This window comes from Streptomyces sulphureus DSM 40104 (assembly GCF_000381025.1).
Classification (GTDB): domain Bacteria; phylum Actinomycetota; class Actinomycetes; order Streptomycetales; family Streptomycetaceae; genus Streptomyces; species Streptomyces sulphureus.
Genome location: NZ_KB905815.1, coordinates 647481 through 668883, shown reverse-complemented (window position 1 = coordinate 668883; position 21403 = coordinate 647481). Strand labels below are relative to the sequence as shown.

At 73.3% G+C, this 21403-nt stretch carries 21 protein-coding genes and 1 pseudogene; 11 read left to right on the top strand and 11 right to left on the bottom strand.

All coding sequences use genetic code 11. From position 1 onward, the window contains the following. Positions 1 to 182 precede the first annotated feature (182 nt). From F603_RS0110975 to F603_RS0110965, 3 genes are read left to right on the top strand one after another with little or no spacing between them, the layout of a single operon-like run. Positions 183 to 1091, top strand: coding sequence for a Nif3-like dinuclear metal center hexameric protein (locus tag F603_RS0110975; protein WP_037955786.1), 909 nt, complete (start codon positions 183 to 185; stop codon positions 1089 to 1091). After that, the gene (locus tag F603_RS0110970; RefSeq protein WP_211231072.1) at positions 1088 to 1831 is read left to right on the top strand and encodes a zinc ribbon domain-containing protein; all 744 of its coding nucleotides are present in this window, start codon (positions 1088 to 1090) and stop codon (positions 1829 to 1831) included. The genes F603_RS0110975 and F603_RS0110970 overlap by 4 nt, the downstream gene beginning before the upstream one ends. Then, positions 1828 to 3039, top strand: a complete 1212-nt coding sequence (locus tag F603_RS0110965; RefSeq protein WP_019546062.1) for a bifunctional RNase H/acid phosphatase — start codon at positions 1828 to 1830, stop codon at positions 3037 to 3039. The genes F603_RS0110970 and F603_RS0110965 overlap by 4 nt, the downstream gene beginning before the upstream one ends. A 34-nt stretch (positions 3040 to 3073) precedes the next feature. Here F603_RS0110965 and eda read toward each other — a convergent pair whose 3' ends face one another. Beyond that, positions 3074 to 3694: a bifunctional 4-hydroxy-2-oxoglutarate aldolase/2-dehydro-3-deoxy-phosphogluconate aldolase gene (gene eda, locus F603_RS0110960; protein WP_019546061.1), complete on the bottom strand. Its 621-nt coding sequence runs from the start codon at positions 3692 to 3694 to the stop codon at positions 3074 to 3076. Between the two features lie 159 nt (positions 3695 to 3853). Here eda and F603_RS0110955 point away from each other — a divergent pair, with 159 nt between their 5' ends. Continuing rightward, the gene (locus F603_RS0110955; protein WP_019546060.1) at positions 3854 to 4288 is read left to right on the top strand and encodes a cupin domain-containing protein; all 435 of its coding nucleotides are present in this window, start codon (positions 3854 to 3856) and stop codon (positions 4286 to 4288) included. Positions 4289 to 4294: 6 nt separating this feature from the next. On the opposite strand, the gene yaaA is transcribed toward F603_RS0110955, so the two are convergent. Next, a complete protein-coding gene (yaaA, locus tag F603_RS0110950; protein WP_019546059.1) occupies positions 4295 to 5098 on the bottom strand; it encodes a peroxide stress protein YaaA in 804 nt (267 codons plus the stop codon). Positions 5099 to 5188: 90 nt separating this feature from the next. Then, complete coding sequence (locus F603_RS0110945) at positions 5189 to 6529, bottom strand: radical SAM protein (protein WP_019546058.1); 1341 nt, start codon at positions 6527 to 6529, stop codon at positions 5189 to 5191. Positions 6530 to 6849: 320 nt separating this feature from the next. Between F603_RS0110945 and F603_RS0110940 the strand changes: the two genes are divergently transcribed. Both F603_RS0110940 and F603_RS0110935 read left to right on the top strand, forming a co-directional pair. Next, positions 6850 to 7668, top strand: a complete 819-nt coding sequence (locus F603_RS0110940; protein ID WP_019546057.1) for an SAM-dependent methyltransferase — start codon at positions 6850 to 6852, stop codon at positions 7666 to 7668. Between the two features lie 52 nt (positions 7669 to 7720). After that, positions 7721 to 8428 carry a type 1 glutamine amidotransferase gene (locus tag F603_RS0110935; protein ID WP_019546056.1) on the top strand — a complete coding sequence of 236 codons (708 nt, stop codon included), beginning with the start codon at positions 7721 to 7723 and terminating at the stop codon, positions 8426 to 8428. A 4-nt stretch (positions 8429 to 8432) separates the two neighbouring features. On the opposite strand, the gene F603_RS0110930 is transcribed toward F603_RS0110935, so the two are convergent. From F603_RS0110930 to F603_RS0110920, 3 genes are all read right to left on the bottom strand, one after another. Then, on the bottom strand, positions 8433 to 9533 hold the full coding sequence (locus F603_RS0110930; RefSeq protein WP_019546055.1) for a lactonase family protein: 1101 nt from the start codon (positions 9531 to 9533) through the stop codon (positions 8433 to 8435). 174 nt (positions 9534 to 9707) lie between these two features. Next, entirely contained in the window at positions 9708 to 9935 is a 228-nt protein-coding gene (locus F603_RS0110925) for a hypothetical protein (RefSeq protein ID WP_019546054.1), read from the bottom strand. A 336-nt stretch (positions 9936 to 10271) separates the two neighbouring features. Then, entirely contained in the window at positions 10272 to 11750 is a 1479-nt protein-coding gene (locus F603_RS0110920) for a helix-turn-helix domain-containing protein (RefSeq protein WP_019546053.1), read from the bottom strand. 486 nt (positions 11751 to 12236) lie between these two features. Between F603_RS0110920 and F603_RS0110915 the strand changes: the two genes are divergently transcribed. The 3 genes from F603_RS0110915 to F603_RS0110905 are packed head-to-tail and all read left to right on the top strand — an operon-like array spanning position 12237 to position 14541. Then, a complete protein-coding gene (locus tag F603_RS0110915) occupies positions 12237 to 12632 on the top strand; it encodes a GntR family transcriptional regulator (protein WP_019546052.1) in 396 nt (131 codons plus the stop codon). Beyond that, positions 12629 to 13525: an ABC transporter ATP-binding protein gene (locus tag F603_RS0110910; RefSeq protein WP_026328320.1), complete on the top strand. Its 897-nt coding sequence runs from the start codon at positions 12629 to 12631 to the stop codon at positions 13523 to 13525. The genes F603_RS0110915 and F603_RS0110910 overlap by 4 nt, the downstream gene beginning before the upstream one ends. Continuing rightward, the gene (locus tag F603_RS0110905) at positions 13522 to 14541 is read left to right on the top strand and encodes a hypothetical protein (protein WP_019546050.1); all 1020 of its coding nucleotides are present in this window, start codon (positions 13522 to 13524) and stop codon (positions 14539 to 14541) included. The genes F603_RS0110910 and F603_RS0110905 overlap by 4 nt, the downstream gene beginning before the upstream one ends. Before the next feature lie 23 nt (positions 14542 to 14564). Here F603_RS0110905 and F603_RS0110900 read toward each other — a convergent pair whose 3' ends face one another. The 3 genes and pseudogenes from F603_RS0110900 to F603_RS0110890 all read right to left on the bottom strand — a co-directional run bounded on the left by F603_RS0110900 (position 14565) and on the right by F603_RS0110890 (position 16626). Further along, the gene (locus F603_RS0110900) at positions 14565 to 14786 is read right to left on the bottom strand and encodes a hypothetical protein (RefSeq protein WP_019546049.1); all 222 of its coding nucleotides are present in this window, start codon (positions 14784 to 14786) and stop codon (positions 14565 to 14567) included. A gap of 167 nt (positions 14787 to 14953) precedes the next feature. Continuing rightward, positions 14954 to 15366: pseudogene (locus tag F603_RS33995) on the bottom strand (HAD family hydrolase). A 129-nt stretch (positions 15367 to 15495) separates the two neighbouring features. Further along, complete coding sequence (locus F603_RS0110890) at positions 15496 to 16626, bottom strand: CaiB/BaiF CoA transferase family protein (RefSeq protein WP_019546047.1); 1131 nt, start codon at positions 16624 to 16626, stop codon at positions 15496 to 15498. A gap of 86 nt (positions 16627 to 16712) precedes the next feature. On the opposite strand from F603_RS0110890, the gene F603_RS0110885 reads away from it, so the two are divergent. Together F603_RS0110885 and F603_RS0110880 are read left to right on the top strand one after the other, a co-directional pair. After that, the gene (locus F603_RS0110885; protein ID WP_019546046.1) at positions 16713 to 17903 is read left to right on the top strand and encodes an acyl-CoA dehydrogenase family protein; all 1191 of its coding nucleotides are present in this window, start codon (positions 16713 to 16715) and stop codon (positions 17901 to 17903) included. A 49-nt stretch (positions 17904 to 17952) separates the two neighbouring features. Beyond that, entirely contained in the window at positions 17953 to 18630 is a 678-nt protein-coding gene (locus tag F603_RS0110880) for a GntR family transcriptional regulator (RefSeq protein WP_019546045.1), read from the top strand. Positions 18631 to 18958: 328 nt separating this feature from the next. On the opposite strand, the gene F603_RS0110875 is transcribed toward F603_RS0110880, so the two are convergent. Then, complete coding sequence (locus tag F603_RS0110875) at positions 18959 to 20236, bottom strand: sensor histidine kinase (protein ID WP_019546044.1); 1278 nt, start codon at positions 20234 to 20236, stop codon at positions 18959 to 18961. A 497-nt stretch (positions 20237 to 20733) separates the two neighbouring features. Then, on the bottom strand, positions 20734 to 21393 hold the full coding sequence (locus F603_RS0110870; protein WP_019546043.1) for a response regulator transcription factor: 660 nt from the start codon (positions 21391 to 21393) through the stop codon (positions 20734 to 20736). Positions 21394 to 21403 lie beyond the last annotated feature (10 nt).

Here is a 21403-nt window from a genome sequence, read left to right as displayed (position 1 = left end):
GGGTTTCTGTGGCCGACGGGGCGGACAGGGTCCGTCGAACCGCTGCTCCTCGGGCTCGCCGCCGCCAACTCTGCGCCGTGCGGCGGCCTTCCATGCGCCTCGGCGGTCCCTCGGCCGAGTTCGTCCGCAAGGGTCTCCCCGGGCCCCTCGCGCGGCGCCGGACGGCAGGTAGCCTTTCCTCCGTGCCCGCACTCTCCGAAGTCATCGCCGTGCTCGACGCCCTGTGGCCGCGCGAGCGCGCAGAGCAGTGGGACGCCGTCGGCACCGTCGTCGGCGATCTGCACCACGATCCGGACGTCGGCCGCGTGCTCTTCGCCGTCGACCCCGTGCAGCAGATCGCCGACGAGGCCGTCGCGCTCGGCGCCGACCTGCTCGTCACACACCACCCGCTCTACCTGCGCGGCACCACCACCGTCGCCGCCGACACCTTCAAGGGCCGCGTGGTGCACACCCTCATCCGCAACGGCACGGCGCTCCACGTCGCGCACACCAACGCCGACACCGCGGACCCCGGCGTCTCCGACGCGCTCGCCGGCGCCCTCGGGCTCCGCGTCGTCGCGCCGCTCGTCCCCGACGCCTCCGACGAGGCGGGGCGCCGCGGCCTCGGCCGGGTCTGCGCCCCCGAGGAGCCGCTCAGCTTCGCCGAGTTGACGAGGCGCGCGGCCGAGCGCCTCCCCGCGACGGCGCAGGGCGTCCGCGCCGCGGGCGATCGGCAGCAGGTGATTCGCACGGTCGCCGTCAGCGGCGGCAGCGGCGACAGCCTCTTCGGCGAGGCGCGTGCCGCGGGCGTCGACGCCTTCCTCACCTCCGACCTGCGCCACCACCCCGTCTCCGAGGCCCGCGAGCACTCCCCGCTCTGCCTGCTCGACGCCGCGCACTTCGCCACGGAGTGGCCCTGGTGCGAGCAGGCCGCAGCCCAACTCGACGCCGCCGCAGCGGAGCGCGGCTGGGACCTGGGCATCCACGTCTCGCGCACGGTCACCGACCCGTGGACGGCACACGCCGCGTCCCCGGTCGCCGGCGCCGCCCCTTCCTCCGTCGCGTCCGCCGCGCGGAACACCGACCGACCCACACCAGGAGCCCCCAACTGAACGCCGCGCCAGCCGACCAGATCCGACTCCTCGACGTGCAGGACCTCGACACCCGCCTCACCCAGCTCGCGCACCGCCGCTCCCACCTCCCGGAACACCAGGAGGTGCAGCAACTCGAGGCCGACCTCGTGCAGCTCCGCGACCTGCTCGTCGCCGCGCAGACCGAGGAGAGCGACACCACTCGCGAGCAGACCAAGGCCGAGCAGGACGTCGACCAGGTCCGCCAGCGCGCCGCGCGCAACCAGCAGCGCCTCGACTCGGGCGCCGTCACCAACCCGAAGGACCTGGAGAACCTCCAGAGCGAACTCGCCTCGCTCGCCAAGCGCCAGGGCGACCTGGAGGACATCGTCCTGGAGGTGATGGAGCGACGCGAGTCCGCGCAGGAGCGTGCGGAGGAGCTCGCCGAGCGCGCCGAGTCGGCGAGCAACCGCGTCGCCGAGGTCACCGAGCGCAGGGACGCGGCGCTCGCCGAGATCGACGGCGAGATCTCCTCCACCCGCAAGGAGCGCGAGGTCACCGCCGGCGCGGTCCCCGAAGACCTGCTGAAGCTCTACGACCGCATCCGCGAGCGCGAAGGCGGCGTCGGCGCGGCCAAGCTCTACCAGCGCCGCTGCGAGGGGTGCCGCCTGGAGCTCAACATCACCGAGCTCAACGATCTCCGTTCCGCAGCCCCCGACACCGTCGTCCGCTGCGAGAACTGCAACCGCATCCTGGTCCGCACGCCCGAGTCCGGTCTGTGACGGCTGCGCACCGCACCCTGCTCGTCGAGGCCGACGGCGGCTCCCGCGGCAACCCCGGGCCCGCCGGCTACGGCGCCGTCGTCAAGGACGCCGCGACGGGCGGGACCCTCCAGGAGGTCGCCGAGTACATCGGACGCGCCACCAACAACGTGGCGGAGTACCGCGGGCTGTTGGCCGGACTTCGTGCCGCGCACACGCTCGACCCGGAGGCCGCCGTCCTGGTGCGGATGGACTCCAAGCTCGTCGTGGAGCAGATGTCGGGGCGCTGGCAGATCAGGCACCCGGACATGCAGCCCCTCGCGGAGCAGGCACGCGGCGTCTTCCCGCCGGGTGCCGTGACGTACGAGTGGATTCCGCGCGCCGAGAACAAGCACGCGGACCGCCTCGCCAACGAGGCGATGGACGCGGGCGCCGAGGGCGGCGAGTGGCAACCGGGGGCGTCGACGGCGGAGTTGGAGGCACAGACCGCGGCCGCGGGGCGGGGTGCCGAGAAGGCTGCCGTCGCGGAGACGGCGGTGCAGGCAGGCGGGGCGAGCGCCGAGCGCGCCCCGCGGACCGTGCAGGGGTGGGGCCCCGACCTCGGTCCGCCCGCCACCTTCGTCCTCCTGCGGCACGGCGAGACGTCCCTCACCCCGCAGAAGCGCTTCTCCGGCAGCGGCGGCACCGACCCCGAACTCTCCGAGGCGGGCAGGGCGCAGGCCCGCGCCGCCGCCGACGCGCTCGCCGCCCGCGGCACCGTGGAGGCCGTCGTCACCTCGCCGTTGCGACGCTGCCGCGAGACGGCCGAGGTCGTCGCGGCGCGGCTCGGCCTGGAGGTGCGCGCCGAAGAGGGCCTGCGCGAGACCGACTTCGGCGCTTGGGAGGGCCTCACCTTCCGGGAGGTGCGCGAGCGCCACCCGTCGGACCTCGATGCCTGGCTCGCCTCTCCCGAGGCGCAACCGACGGGCGGGGGCGAGTCGTTCGCCGACGTGGGCCGCCGCACCGCCGCGGCCAGGGACGAGCTGCTCGCGCGCTACCGGGGGAGGACCGTCCTGCTCGTCACGCACGTCACGCCGATCAAGACCCTGGTGCGGCTGGCGCTCGGTGCGCCGCCCGAGTCCCTCTTCCGTATGGAGCTCTCGGCGGCTTCCCTCTCCGCCGTCGCCTACTACGCCGACGGCAACGCGTCGGTGCGGCTCTTCAACGACACGGGACACTTGCGGGGTTGAGTCGCGAAGGCCGCCCGACTCGACGCCGGCAGCCTCACCGCCGCAGCCCGTTCGCCTGCTCCGCAAGCCGCGTCACGCGCGCCCAGTCCCCCGCGGCGAGCGCGTCTCCGGGGGCGAGCCAAGTGCCGCCGACGCAGCCGACGTTGGGGAGCGCCAGGTACTCCCCCGCGTTCTCCGGCGTGATGCCGCCCGTCGGGCAGAAGCGGGCGGACTCCAGGGGAGAGGCGAGCGCCTTGAGGTAGGGGACGCCGCCTGCCGCCTGGGCGGGGAAGAACTTCATCTCGCGGACTCCGCGTTCCAGCAGTGCGACCGCCTCCGACGCCGTGGAGACGCCGGGGAGGTAGGGGAGCCCGCTCTGCTGCGCCGCGCCGAGGAGGCGTTCCGTCCACCCCGGGCTGACGAGGAAACCGGCCCCTGCGGCGCGTGCCTCCTCGACCTGCTCCGGCCCGAGCACGGTACCCGCGCCGACGGCCACCTCGGGCACCTCGGCCGCGATGCGCCGAATCGCCTCGACGGCGCCCGGTGTGCGGAGGGTGACCTCCACGGCCGTCAGCCCGCCCGCCGCGAGCGCGCGCGCCAACGGAACCGCGTTCTCCGGATCTTCGAGTACGACGACGGGAAGCACGGGCGCGAGGTCGAGCGGGGAGTGGTCCATGCCGCCATCCTGCCCGCGGCACCCATACCGCGCAACGGCCGTTGCGCGCTGCGCAATACGGGCCGCTCGTCGTGCGACCCCCCTGGCGCAGGCCCGAGTTGGCAGCACCCGCACCCGTAATGTCCGGTATCGGAGGCCGACGGTGGGAAGCTGGTCGGCGTGAGAGACGCGCAGCGGTTGAGGGAACGGTTCGGGCTGGCGCCGCACCCGGAAGGCGGCTGGTACCGGAGGACCTACACCAGCGACGTCCCCGTGCACCTCGGCGACGACCGCGGCACGCGCCCGGCGGCGACGCTCATCCACTACCTCCTCGACGCGGGCGAGGCATCGGCCTGGCACGTCGTCGCCTCGGACGAAGTGTGGCTCTGGCAGCTCGGCGGCCCGCTGGAGCTCCGGCTCGGCGGCAACGGCGCCGCGCCGGACGGGACGACCGCCGTCGAACTCGGCCCCGATCCAGGGGCACAGCTCCAGGGCCTCGTCCCAGCCGGGACCTGGCAGACGGCCCGGCCTCTCGCCGACGAGCCGGTGCTCCTCGGCGTCCTCGTCTCACCCGGCTTCGACTTTGCCGACTTCCGTACGCGCAACGGCGGTTGAGCCCCGCTACAGCTCGCTGACGACCACGTCGAACTGCTGCACCCGCCCGGTCTGCGCCTCCCGCGCCTCGATCGTGTACCCCAGCGCCCGCAGCGCCTCCGCCAACTCCTCCGGCCCCGCGGGCTCGGCGCCCGACTCCAGCAGCTCCCGTACGAGGCGGCCCTTGGTCGCCTTGTTGAAGTGACTCACGACGGAGCGCTTCTCCACGCCGTCCACCGTCCGCGCGTGGAGCACCCGTACCGACGCGGTGCGCTCCGCCAACCCCCGTGCCGGCTTGAACATCCCGGTGTACGCGGAGGAGCGCAGGTCCAGCACGAGCCCCTCCCCGGCTGCCTGCGGCACCGCCTCCCCGAGCGGGCCGCGCCAGTGCGCCGCGAGTCCGCCCACGCCTGGCAGCTTGACGCCACCCGCGCACCGGTAGGCCGGGATCGCGTCCTCGGGGCCCACAACTCCCCACAGCCCGGAGAAGATCAGCACCGAGCGCGCCGCACGCTCGCGCGCGGTCCGGCTCAGCGTCGCGAAGGAGAGCGCGTCGTAGAGGACGCCCGTGTACCGCTCGCGGGCGGGGAGCGTCGGTGCCTGATGCAGCGCGGCGTTCTTCGCCACCTCGGCGCGCTGGCCCGCGCTGAGCCCGAGGACGGTGCGCGCCTTCTCGACGGCGTCGTCGTCGCCGGAGCAGAGCGCCACCAGCTCGTCGAGGACGGCGCGCCGCGCGGGCGCCAGTTCGGGCAGCGTCAGCGACGCCGGGTCGACGGGGCGTCCTTCCCCGCCCTCGGCCTTGCCTTCGGACGGGGGCAGCAGCACCAGCACTGCGTCTCTCCTTGCTCTGCGGGATCTCCGGCGGAACGCCCGAGCGCCCGCCCCCGCCGGGCGGCGGAGACGGGCGCGCGTAAGCGGTGTTCAGCCCGCGGCCGCCGCCGACGGCTCGTCCGCGGCCTCGTTGGGCGCGAGCGTGTCCATGAACGAGCTCACCGAGAAGACGGCGTTGCCCGCGCCCGCCGGGCCGTAGCCGGGGGGAGAGGTGAGGCCGTGCTTGTCCATGGTGGCGCGGTACGCGTCGAGGAGGCGGATGTGGTACTCGAGCGGGGCGCCCTTGGGGTTGGTCTTGCCGAGCGGCGTCGTCGGCTCCGGGCACCAGGTGGTGAACCGGGGCGTGATGCCCTTCGACATGAAGTACTCAAGGCCCTCGGTGGTCGACGCGATCGCCTCGTCGACGTTGGTGAAGCCGAAGGGCTCCGCCATCTCGACGCCCGCGACGAAGTTGGGGATGACGTTCCGCGGCCCGAAGATCTCGGCGGAGTCGAGGATGCGGCGGTGCCACTCGTCACGGCCGACGTACCGCTCCTTGCCGGGGCAGTACAGCTCGAAGAGCCGGCGGTCCCACACCTCGTAGTTGGGGTGGTAGATGCGGATGCCGTAGTCGTGGAAGCGCTGGACGTCCTCCTTGGGGAGCGCCTGCGCGACGACCTTGCCCGTCCAGCGGCCGGGGAAGCGCTCCTCGATCGCCTTGGCGTAGCTGCCGTAGAAGTCGGCCTCGTCGCGGCCCTGCACCTTGGAGGTGATCGAGCCGCCGGTGAGCGTGTAGGCGCGGGAGGTGCCGGCGGTGTCGTACTGCGCGATGATGTCGAGCGCCTCCAGCACCTCGTCGGCCGGCTTCACCCCCGTGTACGGGCGCCCGGCGGCCTTGTGCTGGCGCCAGTTGTGGTTGATGTCGCAGTACTGGCACTCCTCCTTGGCGCCGAAGTACTGGCAGACGCGGAAGACGGTGAGGTAGATGAGGTAGCCCCATTGGATCGTCGGCGCCACCTCCATCACGGACTTCCCGTTGGAGAGCTTGTGCCGGTAGTACTCGGGCATGGGCGGCAGCCCGACGTCGCCGATGAACCGGCCGTCGAGGTAGAGGCCGAGCACGCCCTCGTCGTCCGGCTTCACGGTGTACGGCGAGTCCGGATTGACGCGCACCGAGACGACGGTGCGGCGCAGCTCGTACGGGCCGCCCGTGAGGACGATCTCCTCCGGCGGGCGCTTGAGCGCCGCCGCCCCCAGCTCGGGCAGGGTGCGGTGGTCGAAGGAGAAGATGAAGTAGGACTTCGGCTTGACGTCGCCGTCCTCGTTGCCGCTGAGCGCCGACTCGTCGAAGTTGATCCCGCCGCGGAGGAGGTCCTCCTTGAGTACGGCCTCCCGCGGAATGTGCGGGAAGCGCTCCATCAACTCCTCGACGACTGCGGTACGGCTGTCCATCAACGTTTCGTCTCCCTAGGTTCCCGTCCCGTGACCCCCGACGGTACTCCGCGGGATCAGCGGTGCGTACACCCCTCCCCGCCGTGGGCCGAGCGCCGCCCGTGTACGGCATACGCGGGCAACCCAGATATACCGCACCCCTCACCGTCGTTGCGGACCCGGACCGGGGAACGCGTCCGGACGGCCCGGATGATCGCCGGGGGTGACAAGCAGGCGCTCCGGTGCGATTCTTGCGCCTTCGCACCACCCTTCCCAGCAGGCCGCGCGGTACGCGCGGAGGTATCCCGGACGGAGAATCCAGCGTGCTAAGGAGTACGGCTGTGCCGGAGGACGCGCAGAACCGCTTCGAGGCCACGAGGCCGCACCCGGCGCGGGTGTACGACTGCCTCCTCGACGGCAAGGACAACTACCCGGTCGACCAGGAGGTCGCCGACGAACTCGCGCGCCGCTGGCCCGAGATACGCCTCGGCACCCAGGAGAACCGGGCGTGGATGCACCGCGTCGTGCGCCGCCTCGCGGGCGAGCAGGGCGTCCGCCAGTTCCTCGACATCGGCACAGGCATCCCGACCAGCCCCAACCTCCACGAGATCGCGCAGGACATAGCGCCGGCCGCCCGCGTCGTCTACGTCGACAACGACCCCGTCGTCCTCGCGCACGCACAGGCCCTCCTCACGCCGGTGAGCGCCGCAGGCACCACCAGCTACGTCCAGGCGGACCTGCGCGACCCGGCCGCCGTCCTCGCCTCCGAAGAGGTGCGCAGCACCCTGGACTTCAGCAAGCCGATCGGGCTGACGCTCGTCGCGATCATGCACTTCCTCGAGGACGCCGAGGACCCGTACGACGTCGTCGCCACCCTCGTCGACGCGCTGCCGACGGGGTCCTACGTCGCCCTCTCGCACGCCTGCGGCGACGCGGCGCCGGCGAGCGCGGCGGAGGCGGCCGTCTTCTACCGCGAGCGCGGCGTCTCCGCGCCCGTGGTGCCGCGAAGCGTGGCGGGGATCGAGCGGTTCTTCGACGGTCTCGAGCTCCTCGACCCCGGCGTCGTCCCGGTCAACCGCTGGGACGAGGACCCGGAGCGGCGGCTCGACGAGGACGTCTGGTTCTTCGGCGGGCTCGGCCGCAAGCACCGCACCTCCTGAGCCCCTCGTCAGGGAGTGCAGGACCCGCAAGCCGAGAAACGGAGCACCGCACGTGGCGCGGACACTCGTCGTTCAGCACACGCCGACCTCGGGGATCGGCCGCCTCGGCGGCTGGTTCGAGGAGGACGGCCTCACCCTCGACCACGTCCACGCCTACCGCGGCGAACCGCTCCCCGAGGCGCTCGACGCGTACGGCGCGCTGGTGGTCCTCGGCGGCGGCTACCTGCCGGACGAGGACGCCCGCGCGCCGTGGCTCGCACGCACGCGCCAACTCGCCACCCTCGCCCTGCAGTCGGGCACGCCCGTCTTCGGCGTCTGCCTCGGCGGCCAGCTCCTCGCACACGTGGCGGGCGGCGCCGTCACCGCCCGCCACGGCCTGCCGGAGGCCGGCAGCACTCCGCTGACGCTCCGCCCAGAGGCGGCGGAGGACGCGCTCTTCTCCGGGCTGCCCGAGCGCGTGACCGCCGTCGAGAACCGGGTCGACGCGGTGACCCGGCTGCCCTCCGGCGCGGTGTGGCTCGCCGAGAGCGAGCGGTGCCCCGTGCAGGCGTTCCGGGTCGGCGAGCGCGCTTGGGGCGTGCAGTTCCACCCGGAGGCCGATGCAGCCCGGATCGCCGGCTGGGACCGGGAGGAGCTCGCGGCGCGCGGCTTCGACCGGGAGGAGCTGGTGCGCACCGCCGAGCGCGACGAGGCGGAATCGCGGCGGGTCTGGCGGACGGTGGCGGGCAGGTTCGCCGCGCTCGTCGCGCCCGGCGGCTGAGCCGCTAGAGCGGCAGCAGGAAGACCGGCGAGGGGACGTCCAACTTTTCCTCGACGGGGGAGAGTTCGCCGCTCGCCTCGTCGACGGCGAAGACCTGCACCGCGTCCGAACGCTGCCCGCCGACGAAGAGCAGCCGCCCGTCGGGCGAGAGCGCGAGGTGGCGGGGGAAGGCCACGTCGAGCGGCACGGTGTCGAGGAGGCGGAGGCCGGCTCCGCCGTCCTCGACGGCGTACCGGGTGAGCGTCTCGTCGCCGCGGTTGCCGAGGTAGGCGTGGGCGCCGTCGCCCGTGACGACGAGCTGTGAGGGGGCGCTCGGCGCCGTCGTACCGGTGCTCTGCGGGGGCGCGGGGGTGAGGGTGCCGGTGGCCGCTTCGTAGGCGCAGACGGCCACCGTGTCGTCCAACTCGTTGGCGAGGTAGGCGTAGACGCCGTTCGGATGGAAGGTGAGGTGCCGCGGGCCTGCGCCGGGGGTGAGTGGGGCCCGGGAGACCTCGCGCAGGGTGCCGGCCGTCTCGTCGAACGCGTAGCTGTAGACGGTGTCGGTCCCCAAGTCGCAGGCGAGCGCGTACCGCCCGTCGGGGGAGGGGAGCAACTGGTGGGCGTGCGGCCCCTGTTGCCCTGGCCCGGGCGGCGGGTCGTCGTGGACGACGTGTGCGGTGAGCGCGCCCAGTGCGCCGTCGCGCTCGATTGCGTGCACGGCGACGGTGCCCGAGCCGTAGGCGGCGCTCAACAGCCAGTCGCCCGACGGGTGCACGGCGACCTGGCACGGCGCGGACCCGCCGGCGGACACGGTGCCGAGCACCTCGTACGCTCCGTCGTCCCCCGCGGCGACGGCCGTGATCCCGCCTTTCTCCTGCTCGTTGACGGCGTAGAGCGTCCTGCCCGACGGGTGCAGCGCGAGGTACGACGGGTTCTCGACGGGCACCTCGCCGACGAGCGAGACGGCCCCGTCCGCCGCGTACTCCGCGACGCCGATCCCCGTCGCTCCGCCCTGCCCGGTGTAACTGCCCAGCAGCAGGCGCCTGTTGGCGCCGCGGGAACCCCCTGTCACCGCGCGCCGGGTCGGGCGGGTGTCTCTCGGCGGCTTGCGGCGCGGGTGCGGCATCGCGGGTACCTCGGTGTCGGGCGTTCAAGGCTGCGGTCTGGACCAATGCCACCCTGGCGGTTGGCCCGCCGGATGGCAAGGGACGGCCATCCGCCCTACGGGTGCGGCGAGTTGGGACGCGCACGGGCCGGCCCGAGGGGAACTCCCCGGGCCGGCCCGTGCCGGTGCGCTCCGTCAGTGCCAGAAGAGGCCGCCACGGGCCTTGCCCGTGGTGCTCTCCTTGGCGTCGAAGTCCGTGAGGTGGAGGGTCGGGGTGGTGATGGAGGTGCCCGACACCCCCTTGTCCTTGTGGAAGTAGGAGTCGTACCAGCCGAAGCCGTCCGCCTGGGCGGCTGCCGCACCGGACAGGCCGAAGCCTGCCAGAGCGACGGTGACGACTGCGGCGCGCAGGGTTGTACGCATGGGGAGACCTCCCGCTCGTCGATTGGATCGAGGGCGAGGTACCACAGCGGTGGGCCCGTTGCACCTGCCGTGACCCCGACGGCGGACGACGCGCATGCGGATGGCGGCAGGCGGCGCACGGCACACCCCCGCCGACGGCGGAGGGCGGCGCTCGCGGACCGCGTCGAGGGCCGGCCGACCGTGGGCTGCCGCGCGGCGCTTCCCCCGATGCGACGCCGGCGATCGCCCTCTCGCCCCCGTGCGGTCGGCCGACCCTCGATGACGATCGTAGGAGCGCCGCGAGCGCCGAACCACCGTGCACTCTGCTCAGGTTCGCGCGGCGGGTGTGCACGGTGCTCAGTCCGCCGGTGTCGTCCCGCCCGTGATGTCGAGCGCCAGCACAAGGTCGTGGACGCCCGAACCGCTCGTCAAGAGGTCGCGGTTGAGGAGGCGTTCTGCGGTGCGCAAGCGTGCCCTGACGGTGTTGCGGCTGATGCCGAGGCGCTCGGCGGCTCTGCGCGCGTCCGCGTTGGCGGCCGTCCAGGCCCGCAGCGTCGACTCGACGTGCCCCGTGTCGCGCAACGGGTGCAGGAACGAGGAGGCCCAGGCGGCGGCGGGGTCCGAGCGCAGCAGATGCTCCAGCGTCGCGCGCGGAGCGGACTCGTCCGGCTGCCGGCGGGACGGCGCGAGCGCCAGCGCCAGGCCGAGCGCCGCGCGGTCGCGCAGGTCGCCGAGGTCGAGCCCGAGCGCCTCCTCGACCATGTGCAGGTGCGCCGCGACGGTGTTGCGGCTCACCCCGAGCAGGCGCGCGACGAGAGTCCTGGGGAAGGTGACGCTGAGGCGCGCGGCGTCGAGGGTGAGCGCCTTGGCGGACTCCAACGGGCGGAGGAAGTCGTGCGCCCAGGCCGGCGCCTCGGGACGGGGCAGCGTGTCCCCGAGCGGCGCCGTGCCCCGGTAACCGGCCACGCGCGCGGGGAGGTTGCGGGCCACGGCGAGCGAGTGCAGGGACTGCGCGTACGCAGTGCCCGTGCCGTGGAGCGGCTGGGGCTCGCTGATCCCCAGTGCGTACCGCGGCTTCTCCCGCACCAGCCGGCGCAGCAGCGGCGCAAGCCCCTCGTCCGGCGGTTCCGTTCCCGCCGGCTCGGGCACGACGCAGATGAGGTGCTCGGCGAAGGCGGGACACTGCACCATCAGACCGCGGCCGTGGTAGCCCGACGGGTCCTGGAAGCCGTCGGCGATGTCGTCGCGCTCCCTCGGCACGCAGTGCAGGAGGTAGACGCGGACGCGCTCGGCGTCGAGGAGCGGCGGTACGGAGCCGATCGTCATCCGGCGGGCGAGCACCGGGTCGCCGTCCATCAGCGAACTGAGCAGGGCGAACCGCAACTGCCGTGACTTCAGGCGATAGTTGCGGTCCATCTCGGCGGCACGCCGCGCGCCGTCGAGGATCGTGAGGACGCTGCCGGTGTGCGAGACGAGCGCGGCGGCGGCCGACGGCAGCGGGGTGTCCCCGACCACCACGAGAGCCCCGCGTCCGCCGGACGTCTCCACGGCTTCCGCGTGGACGTGGTGACCCTCGGCGCGGACCGCGGCCGTGGCGGTGTGCCCGTCGAGGAGGCGGGAGAGGAGCGGTCCGAGCGGTTCGAGCGCGGAGTGCGGAAAACCGCTCGTCGCCGCCTGCACCTCTCCGGTGGCGCCGAGGAGCGCCACGCGCGAGCCGACCTGGCGGTCGAGCCACCGCAGCAGTTGGTCCGGGTCCGTCGCCGCCGTCTGGCGCCGCAGTTCGCGCAGCAGCCCCTCCAGCCGCCGGACGTGCCATTCCGCTTCAACTGTCTCCATGGTCCAAGGGTCTCCGCTCCGCGCCTGTCGCCCGACTCCGCCCCGTCTCAGGCGTGGGATGAGACGCGAGCCACTCCCCGGTGGTTCGGGGTGCGGGTGAAGTGGTCGGTTATTCCTGGGCGTTGGTTCCGGATGGGTGTCGGGGTCGGGGGCTACGGCTCGTTCCCGCCGTTCGTGCGGCGTCCCGTGGACGGGCGGCATCCGCGGGTGCCGGTGCGAACTGTCATGCTCGTGCCCGGACTGCGGGCGTGCAAGCCGGGGACCGGCGGCCGCCGCGGACGGCAGGACGTGCCCCGACGCACCGCGGACGGTCCCGCGTCGACAGCCCCGGAAGCCGCAACACACCCGCCGACGCCCAACCACACGCCGCGCTCGCCGGGTTGACCGTCCCATTCGCCGAGTTCCCCGCCGGTCGCCGCAGTTGACAACTCACCCCACCTGCCACCACTCTTTCACTACTCAATTAGTGAAAGGGTGGTTGTCCGAGTGGTCGAGTACCGCATCGACCGGCGCAGTGGCGTCGCCACCTACGTGCAGATCGTCCAGCAGACCAAGCAGGCGCTCCGCATGGGCCTGCTGCAACCCGGCGACAAGTTGCCCACGGCCCGCGAGGTCGTCCAGGCGACGGCCGTCAACCCGAACACGGTCCTGAAGGCGTACCGCGAACTGGAGCGCGAGGGGCTCGTCGAGGCCCGCCGCGGCCTCGGCACCTTCGTGCGCAAAGTGCTCGGCACCGCCCCCGCCGAGTCCCCGCTGCGGGCAGAACTCGCCGACTGGGCCGTACGCGCCCGAACGGCCGGGCTCCACAGGGACGACGTGGCGGCGCTCTTCACCGCCGTACTGGACGAGCACTTCGAGAACTCCGAAAGGCAACAAGGATGACCAACACCGCTATGGAAGCGGTCGAACTCGGAAAGAAGTTCGGCCGGCGCGGCACCTGGGGGCTGCGGGACTGCACCTTCCGTCTGCCTGCCGGGTGCGTGTGCGCCGTCGTCGGCCCGAACGGCGCGGGCAAGTCGACGCTCCTCTCGCTCGCCGCGGGGCTGGAGGCGCCGACCGAGGGCGCGCTCCACGCGCTCGGCGAGCAACCGGGTGCCGTACGTGCCCGCGTCGGGTACGTGGCCCAGGACAAGCCGCTCTACCCGCAGCTCACCGTCGCGGAGACGCTCCGCACCGGCGCCGGGCTCAACCCCGCACGCTGGGACGCGGACGCCGCCGAGCAGATCGTCGCCGGCGGCGACCTCGACCCCCGCAGTCGCGTCCGCTCCCTCTCGGGCGGGCAGCGCACCCGCGTCGCCCTCGCCCTCGCGCTCGCCAAACGGCCCGAACTCCTCCTGCTCGACGAGCCGATGGCCGACCTCGACCCGCTCGCCCGCCACGAGCTGATGGGCCTCCTGATGACCCGGGCTGCCGAGCACGGCACCACCGTCGTGATGTCCTCGCACGTCGTCGCCGAGCTCGACGACGTCTGCGACCACCTGCTGCTCCTGCGCGACGGAAGCGTCCGGCTCGACGGCGGCACGGACGACCTGCTCCAGTCGCACACCGTCGCGATCGGCCCCGCGGACGCCGCGGACCAGCCGGACCCGCACACGGTCGTCGAGTCCCGCAGGACGGGCCGCCAACTCACCGCGCTCCTCCGCGCCGAAGCCCCCGTGCCCGAGGGCTGGCGCTCCGAACAGCCCTCGCTGGAAGAGCTCGTCCTCGCCTACCTGCGCGCCCCGCAGACCCCCGCCCCGTCCGCTCCGGCCGAGACCCAGGAAGCAGCCGTATGACCACCCTCACCCCCACCGCACCGCACGGGCGGTCCGAACTCCTCGCGCTGTCCGGCCTCCTGGTGCGCCTGCACCGTCCCGCGCTCATCCTGTGGGTGGCGTTCGTCCTCGTGATGTCGGCGCTGCTGTGGGCAGTCGGCGGTCCGCTCGCCGACGCCTCGGCCTCGGCATGGGCGGATTACGAAGCCTGCACCTCGCAGCGGTGCGCCTACGATCAGGACGCGATCATCCTCTACCGGGACGCGTACACCTACACCACCCTCGCCCTTCTCGCCGTCCCCGCCGTCGTCGCCGCCTGGGCGGGTTCCTCCCTCGTGGGGCGGGAGTTGGAGAGCGGCACCGCCAGGCTCGCCTGGACACTGGGCGTTTCGCCCTCGCGGTGGCTCGCGGCGAAGCTCGCACTGCCGGCCGCCGCTGTCGCCGCCGGCACCGGACTGCTCGCCGTCTTCCACCGTCTCGCCTGGTCGACAGGGCAGGGCCGCATCGGCTCCGCCAAGTCGTGGTACAGCACGGCGACTTACTACGCCAACGGTCCCGTCGTCGTCGCGCTGGCCCTCGCCGGGCTCGCCTTCGGCGCGCTCGTCGGGCTGCTCTGGCGCCGCTCCCTCGCCGCGCTCGGCACCGCTCCGCTCGGGCTCCTGCTGCTGTGGGGCGGCCTCCACCTCGTCACGCCCCACCTGTGGCCGTCGGTGACACGGAACAGCAGCCCCGCCGAGTTCCTCCCGGGCGCCGGGATCAACGTCGACCAGGGCGTCGTCGACTCCTCGGGCGGGCGCCACGAGTTCGTCTCCGGCTGCGGGCAGATCTACGACGTCGCGCCCTGCCGTGCCGCCTACGACAAGCTCGACGCCGTCGGCTTCTACCACGACTACCACCCGGCGTCGCACTTCTGGCCGCTCCAACTCGTCTCGACCGCCCTCCTCCTCGCCGTCGCCGCGCTCTTCGCCCTGGCCGCCTTCCGCCTCCTCAGGCACCGCACCGCAAGCACGCGACCCGAGGTACGCACGGCCGCCTGACGGCAACACCTGCCGACGACCGCTCACGCTCCGGCGGGCCCCTCCCGGGCCCGCCGGCGCAGCTCCGGACGCGCGGCCCCTCCCGGCGAGTCGAAGTAAGGATGCCAGAACAGCCGGCTGGAGAGCCGCAGCAGCCGACGGCGCAGGGCCGCAGCGTCCTCGGGGTGGTCGGCCAGCGCTTCGTAGGTGCGGTTGTGGGCGCGTTGCAACTCGATGAGGTCTGGGGGGAATCGTGCGGAGACCATGGTTGCGATTCAATCATGCGTTCGATTTTCGGGTCCAAGTCGCACCTCGGCGCCACCGCTTGCGGAGACAACCGGGCAAACGGCTCCTCGGCTATGTGGGCTTGGCTCGACGCCGTGGAAGCCGAATGCGCGACTTGGCCGCCGCCTCCGCGCCTGGGCAACCACCGTCAGCGCGCATTGCACGCCGCCACACGCTCTGGAAGCTCAGCCAGCGAGTCGATCCGCATCGTCGCGACCGTGTCGGCTTCCGGGTCGTGCTGCTGAATCGTCCCCCACGGGCCTCGGCGAACCAGCGCAGTCAGCATCTCTGCCTCGGCCGCGGGCCGGATGTCGTTGTCCAACCGGTCACCTACGTACAGGATCTCGTCCGCTGCGGCGGGCGTGGCCTCGATGACGTGCTCGAAGAACTTCACATCCGGCTTCGTGGGATCAGAGCCCGGACGGAAGATCTGCTACGTCTCCCGATAGTCCCGCCTTTGCGCAATGACCGCACCGAACACGATGCGAACGTATGCCGCGGCGCACCCAACCAGTCCGCCCACGCGCCGTACCCCCGCGTCTGTCCCGGCCCGAGGACCACTCGTGGGACCGCCTGAGTCCGCCGGAGACCTCGAGAGCTGCACCCTGACCGGAGCTGTTCCCGTTGTCGTGCTGGCAAGCTCGACGCCCCGACGCGTCCTGTGGGGACCGAGCGCCCTCTGCCGCCTCGTCAGCAAACGGGCGCCCCTGCGCCGCCCAGCTCCGGCGGTGCCGAGCGGTAGGTGGCCGGGGTCGCGGAAAGGCGGATCGGGTTGCGGACGCTCCGTACCGACGTCCCGTCGGCGCGGGGTACTTCGACGATCGGGGCGAGGCCGAGGGACTCGGCGAGAGCGAAGGCTCCGGCGATGTCGTTGACCCGTCCGGCCGGCACGCCGGCGTCCTCCAGCTCGCGTATCCATGCGGCGGCCGGGCGGCCGGCGAGGGCGTCCACGAGGAGGCTCCGCAGCTCGTCCCGGTGGCTCACGCGGAGGTCGTTGTCGGCGAAGCGCGGGTCGTCGGCGAGCTCGGGGCGGCCCAACACCGCAGCGAGGGAGCGGAATTGGCGAGTGTTGCCGACCGCAAGCACCAGCTCGCCCTCGGCCGTGGGCAGCGGCTCGTACGGTGCGATGCTCGGGTGCGCGTTGCCCATGCGGCCGGCGACGTGTCCCGCCGCGGCGTAGGCGGAGCCCTGGTTGGCGAGCGCCGCGAGCAGCGAGGAGAGGAGGTCCACCTCGACGCGCTGGCCCTCGCCCGTGCGCGCGCGGTGGCGCAGCGCCGTCAACACCCCGACGGCGGCGAAGAGTCCGCTGAGCACGTCGACGAGGGCGACCCCCGCCTTCTGCGGCTCGCCCTCGGGTTCGCCCGTGATGCTCATCAGTCCGCCCACCGCCTGGATCAGCAGGTCGTACCCGGGGAGTGCGGCGCCGGGGCCCGCACCGAAGCCGGTGAGGGAGCAGTAGACGACGCCGGGCGACCCGGCGCGCACGGCATCGTAACCGAGACCGAGGCGGTCCATGACGCCGGGGCGGAAGTTCTCCACGACGACGTCGGCGCCGGACACCAACCGCCGCGCCTCGGCCCGTCCTTCGTCGCTGCGGAGGTCGAGGACGACGCTGTCCTTGTTGCGGTTGGCCGCCTGGAAGTACGTGGCCTGACCGGTCTCGTCGTAGGGCGGGCCCCACGCCCTGGTCTCGTCGCCCGTCCCCGGACGCTCGACCTTGGTCACCGTCGCCCCGAGGTCCGCCAGGACCATCGTCGCGAACGGCCCGGCGAGCACGCGGGAGAAGTCGACGATGCGGAGGTCTTCCAGGGCTGCGGTCATGGAGCGGCTCTCCGTTGAGGGGGAGTCGAGTCTGTGGTTACCTACCCTAGATTTTCGAGGATTTCTTGCCAAGGGAGGCGGAAACCATGACGCGACAGGGTGGCAAGCCCCACAGCGGGCCACGGCCCGGGGACTTCCTGGACATCGACCACCAACTCTCCGACGAGGAGCGCGAGATCCGGGACACGGTGCGCTCCTTCGTCGAGGACCACGTCACCCCGTACGTGGGCGACTGGTACGAGGAAGCCCGCATCCCTCGCGAACTCCCTGCGCAGCTCGGCGGATTGGGAGTCCTCGGCATGCACCTGGAGGGGTACGGCTGCGCCGGCGCGAGTGCCACCGCGTACGGTCTCGCCTGCCTCGAGCTGGAGGCGGGCGACAGCGGCGTCCGCAGCCTCGTCTCCGTCCAAGGCTCCCTCGCGATGTACGCGATCCGGCGGTGGGGCTCCCAGGAGCAGAAGGAGCACTGGCTGCCGGGGATGGCGGCGGGCGAGACCGTCGGCTGCTTCGGCCTCACCGAGCCAGACGCCGGGTCCGACCCCGGGGCCATGCGCACCCGCGCGCGGCGGGACGGTTCCGACTGGGTCCTCAACGGCCGGAAGATGTGGATCACCAACGGCTCCCTCGCCGACGTCGCGGTGGTGTGGGCCGTCACCGACCAGGGGCCGCGCGGCTTCCTCGTCCCCCGCGGCACCCCCGGGTTCTCCGCGCACGAGATCCGCAAGAAGCTGTCGCTCCGGGCCTCCGTCACGGCCGAACTCGTCCTGGAGGACGTGCGCCTGCCCGCGGACGCCGTGCTGCCCGAGGCCACCTCCCTGCGCGGCCCGCTCTCCTGCCTCAACGAGGCCCGGTACGGGATCGTCTGGGGCGCGGCCGGTGCTGCCCGCGCCTGCTTCGAGGCGGCGCTCGACTACAGCATGGAGCGCACCGCCTTCGGAAAGCCGATCGCCGGGACGCAGATCCAGCAGCAGAAGCTCGCGGCCATGGCGCTGGAGGTCAACCGCGCGACGCTGCTCGCACTGCACCTGGGCCGGCTCAAGGACGAGGAACGGCTGCGCCCCGAACAGATCAGCATGGGCAAGCTGGCCAACGTGAACGCCGCGCTGGACGTCGCCCGCACCGCGCGCCAGGTGCTCGGCGCGAACGGCATCTCGCTGGAGTACCCCGTCATCCGGCACATGAACAACCTGGAGTCGGTGGTCACTTACGAGGGCACGGCGGACGTCCACGCGCTCGTCGTGGGCGGGGCGCTCACCGGTATCCAGGCGTTCCGGTGAGCAGGCACCGTCCGGCCGGTGCCCACCGGCTTCCGAGGCGCGAGGGGTCATGCCGGCGGTGAACGATCCCCAACTCTCCGCGCCTGCCACGGCACAGCAGCACGCCGTCGACGCGCTGCGCCGCCTCATGGTCTCCAGCACGCTCCGGCCCGGGCAGCGGGTGAACCAGGAGGACGTCGCCTCACGGACCGGGCTCAGCGTCGCACCGGTCCGCGAGGCCCTGCGGGTCCTGGAGCAGGAGGGCCAGGTGACCTACCGGCCCCGGCGGGGGTACTTCGTGACGGAGCTCCAGTACGGCGACTTGCAGGAGATCTACGAACTGCGCCAGGTGCTCGAGGAGCGCGCCGTCCGGTTCGCGCTGCCGCGCCTCGACGACGCGGCGCTGCGCCGCATCGACGCCGACGCCGCAGCGTGCGCACGCGCGGCGGAAGCCGGCGACGTGGCGACGGAGCTCGCGGCGAACCGCCGGTTCCACTTCCATCTCATGGAGGCGCCCGGCCAGCGCCACGTGCTCCGCCTGATCCGGCTGCTCTGGGACGCGACCGAGGTGTACCGCGCGATGTACTACAACCTCCCCGAGGAGCGGGCCGAATCCGTCCACGCCCACGAGCGGATCGTGCAAGCGGTCAGGTCCGACGACGCCGACCGGCTCGTCGCCGAACTCGACGCCCACCGGGAGCGGGCGCTGGAGGTGCTCCACGGGGTGCTCGAAGAGCCGGGTGGCTGAGGGTGCGGGCCGTGCTCGCGTCTGCGGTTCGGCACTCCCCGTACGGCCGTTGGCCCGTCCCCTCGCTGGGGAGGGATGCCCGCCGGCGTGCCGCCCGTCGGCCTGCTCGGACTCCGCGGCTCTCGCCTTCCGGGGGCCGTGCCGGTCGCTCGCGGACCGGTGCGGCGACTCTTCCGACGTGTGCGCCGAGCAGGCTGCCGAGACGGGCTCCGCCCGACGTGCGCGACGCGCGGTGGGGCGCGCGGGCGTTCGGCCGGTTCGGTCGACGGCTCCCCGGTTCGGAGGGCCGAGCAACTCCCGGTGTCTCGCGGTCCGTTCGGTGCGCGGCTCACACCCCGCAGGGAAGGCGCACCTCCAGCATCGTCGGGCCGCCCGGTGGGCTGTCCAGGGTGAGCGAACCGTCGTGCGCGGCGAGGCGGCGACGGATGCCGGCGATTCCGGAGCCGCCTTCCTCCTCGGCGCCGCCGTGGCCGTCGTCCTCGATGCGGAGGCGGAGTCGTCCGCCGCTGCTGCTCACCTTCACGGCGGCGCGGTGCGCCCCGCTGTGCTTGGCGATGTTCGTCAACGCCTCGGCGACGACGAAGTACGCGGTCGCTTCGACGGAGGCGGCGCACCGCTCCGCCGCCTCGACTTCGACGGTGCACGGCACCGCGCAGTCGGCGGCGAGCGCCGTCAGGGCCGCTTCGAGTCCCCGGTCGGCGAGGACCGGCGGCAGGATGCTCCGGGAGACGGAGCGGAGTTCGGCGAGCGCGTCCTCGACGGCGGTCTGCGTCTGCTCCAGCAGGCTCTCGGCTTGCGAAGGGTCCCGGGCCGCCATGCGGCGGGCGGCGCCGAGCAGGACGGTGACCCGGATCATCCGGTTCTGTGCACCGTCGTGCAACGCCCGCTCGATCCGCCGCAGTTCGCTGGCGTGTGCGTCCAGCGCCGCGGCCCGGCTCGCGGTGAGCTCGGCGACCCGCAGCGACAGGTCCGCCTCCGGGCTGGCCGCCAGCAGGCGCCGGCCGGCGCCTGCCTGCAATCGGGCCATGCCGGGGGAGAGGCACAGGACGGCGGCGCACCAGCAGAGCCCGAGCAGCCCGGCGGCGCCGGCGTCCGCCCAGGAACGGGCGGTCCCGATCCCGATGGACGTGCTCGTGACGCCCTCGGGCGCCAGGCGCCACCAGAGCGGAAAGCTGATGTCCCGCAGGGCGAAGAGCGGCAGCAGCACGCCCAGCGCGCCGAGCAGCAGCCCGAACGTGCCGTGCCGTACGAGCCAGCGCAGCGTGCGGCGCGTCACGGGATCGGCCCGGGCGAAGCGCAGTTGCGTCGACGGCCGTTCGGGGCCCACGACCTCGGGACCCCAGCGCCCGAGCCGTTCACGTTCCCTGTGCGCCAACGCGTGCGCCGCACTCAGTGCGACGGGCGTGAGCAGCACCCCGACACCCAACGGAACGGTGAGGACGCCGAGGAGAAGCCACGGCAGCACGAGCAGCGCGAGCACCGAGGTGGCGAGCCCGCCCGCCAACTGCTCCAGCGCAGCGAACGCCCGGGAGATTGTGCGGGCGGCGACGGCAGCGGCCCCCGTACGCCGCCTCCCGCCGCCCGGCCACTCGGGGCTCGGCTCCATGTCGCTCCCTGTCCGCTTCGTTCGCCTGCAACCCTATGACGAGGAGGAATCCGGCCGGGAGGCAGGCGCGGGCGGGGGCGCCCCGTTGTGCGGGGTGCGGGGCGGGAGTTGAGCGTGGCCGGGTGGCGGGCGTCCTTGTCGGTGCGAGGGCGAAGTCCGGTGCCGGTCGTTGCCAGGTGCGTCGTGGGCCGAGGTTGCGGGGTGTTCTCCTGCGTACGGGCGCTGTTGAGTGTGGAGTCGGGGCACGCCCCGACGTGGGGCCGGGCATGTGCCGGGCGCCGGGCGTCGCTGTCGGCGCGATGCAGCCCGTTGCCGGGCGCCTCGTCGGCCGGGTTCGCGCTGCCGTCGGCCGCGTCGGGCCTGCCTCAGGGAAGTCAAGGCACGGCGTCGGGCGGAGCGCGCGGCGTCGTCATCGCCGCCGGGCGAGCCCGGCGTCCGTGCACCGTCGGGCCGCGGGAGGGACGCCGACACCGGCGGGGCTCGGCCCGGGTGTTGCGTCAGGACCTGCGCTGTGCGTCGTCGAGGTAGCGGAGGACCGCGGCGACGCGGCGGTCGGTGCGGTCGGTCGGTGTCAGGTCGAGCTTGGTGAAGATGCTGCGGATGTGCTTGTGCACGGCGCCTTCGGTGACGGCGAGGCGCTCGGCGATGGCGGTGTTCCCCAACCCTTCGGCCATCAGGGCCAGTACCTCCCGTTCCCGCGGGCTCAGGCGGGCGAGCCGGGCGTCCGGGCGGGCCCGCGCGAAGAGTTGGGCGATGACCTCGGGATCGATCGCGGTCTCTCCCGCCGCCACCCGGTACAACGCGTCGAGGAAGTCCTCGACCCTGCCGACGCGCTCCTTGAGAAGGTAGCCGAGCCGGGCGCTGCCACCCGCCAGCAACTCGGTGGCGAACGCCTGCTCCACGTGGGCGGAGAGGACGAGCACGGCCAAATCCGGGCGGCTCCGCCTGGCCCGCATCGCCGCGGTGATCCCCTCGTCGGTGTGGGTAGGCGGCATGCGGACGTCGACGACGGCGACGTCCGGGTCATGCGCCTCGACGGCGGCGAGGAAGGCGTCGGGCGTGCCGGTCGCGGCCGCCACCTCGAGCGCCTCCGCGCGGAGCAGGAGGGCGAGCCCCTCGCGCAGCAGTGGGTCGTCCTCGGCTATCACGATTCGCATGCTTCACTTC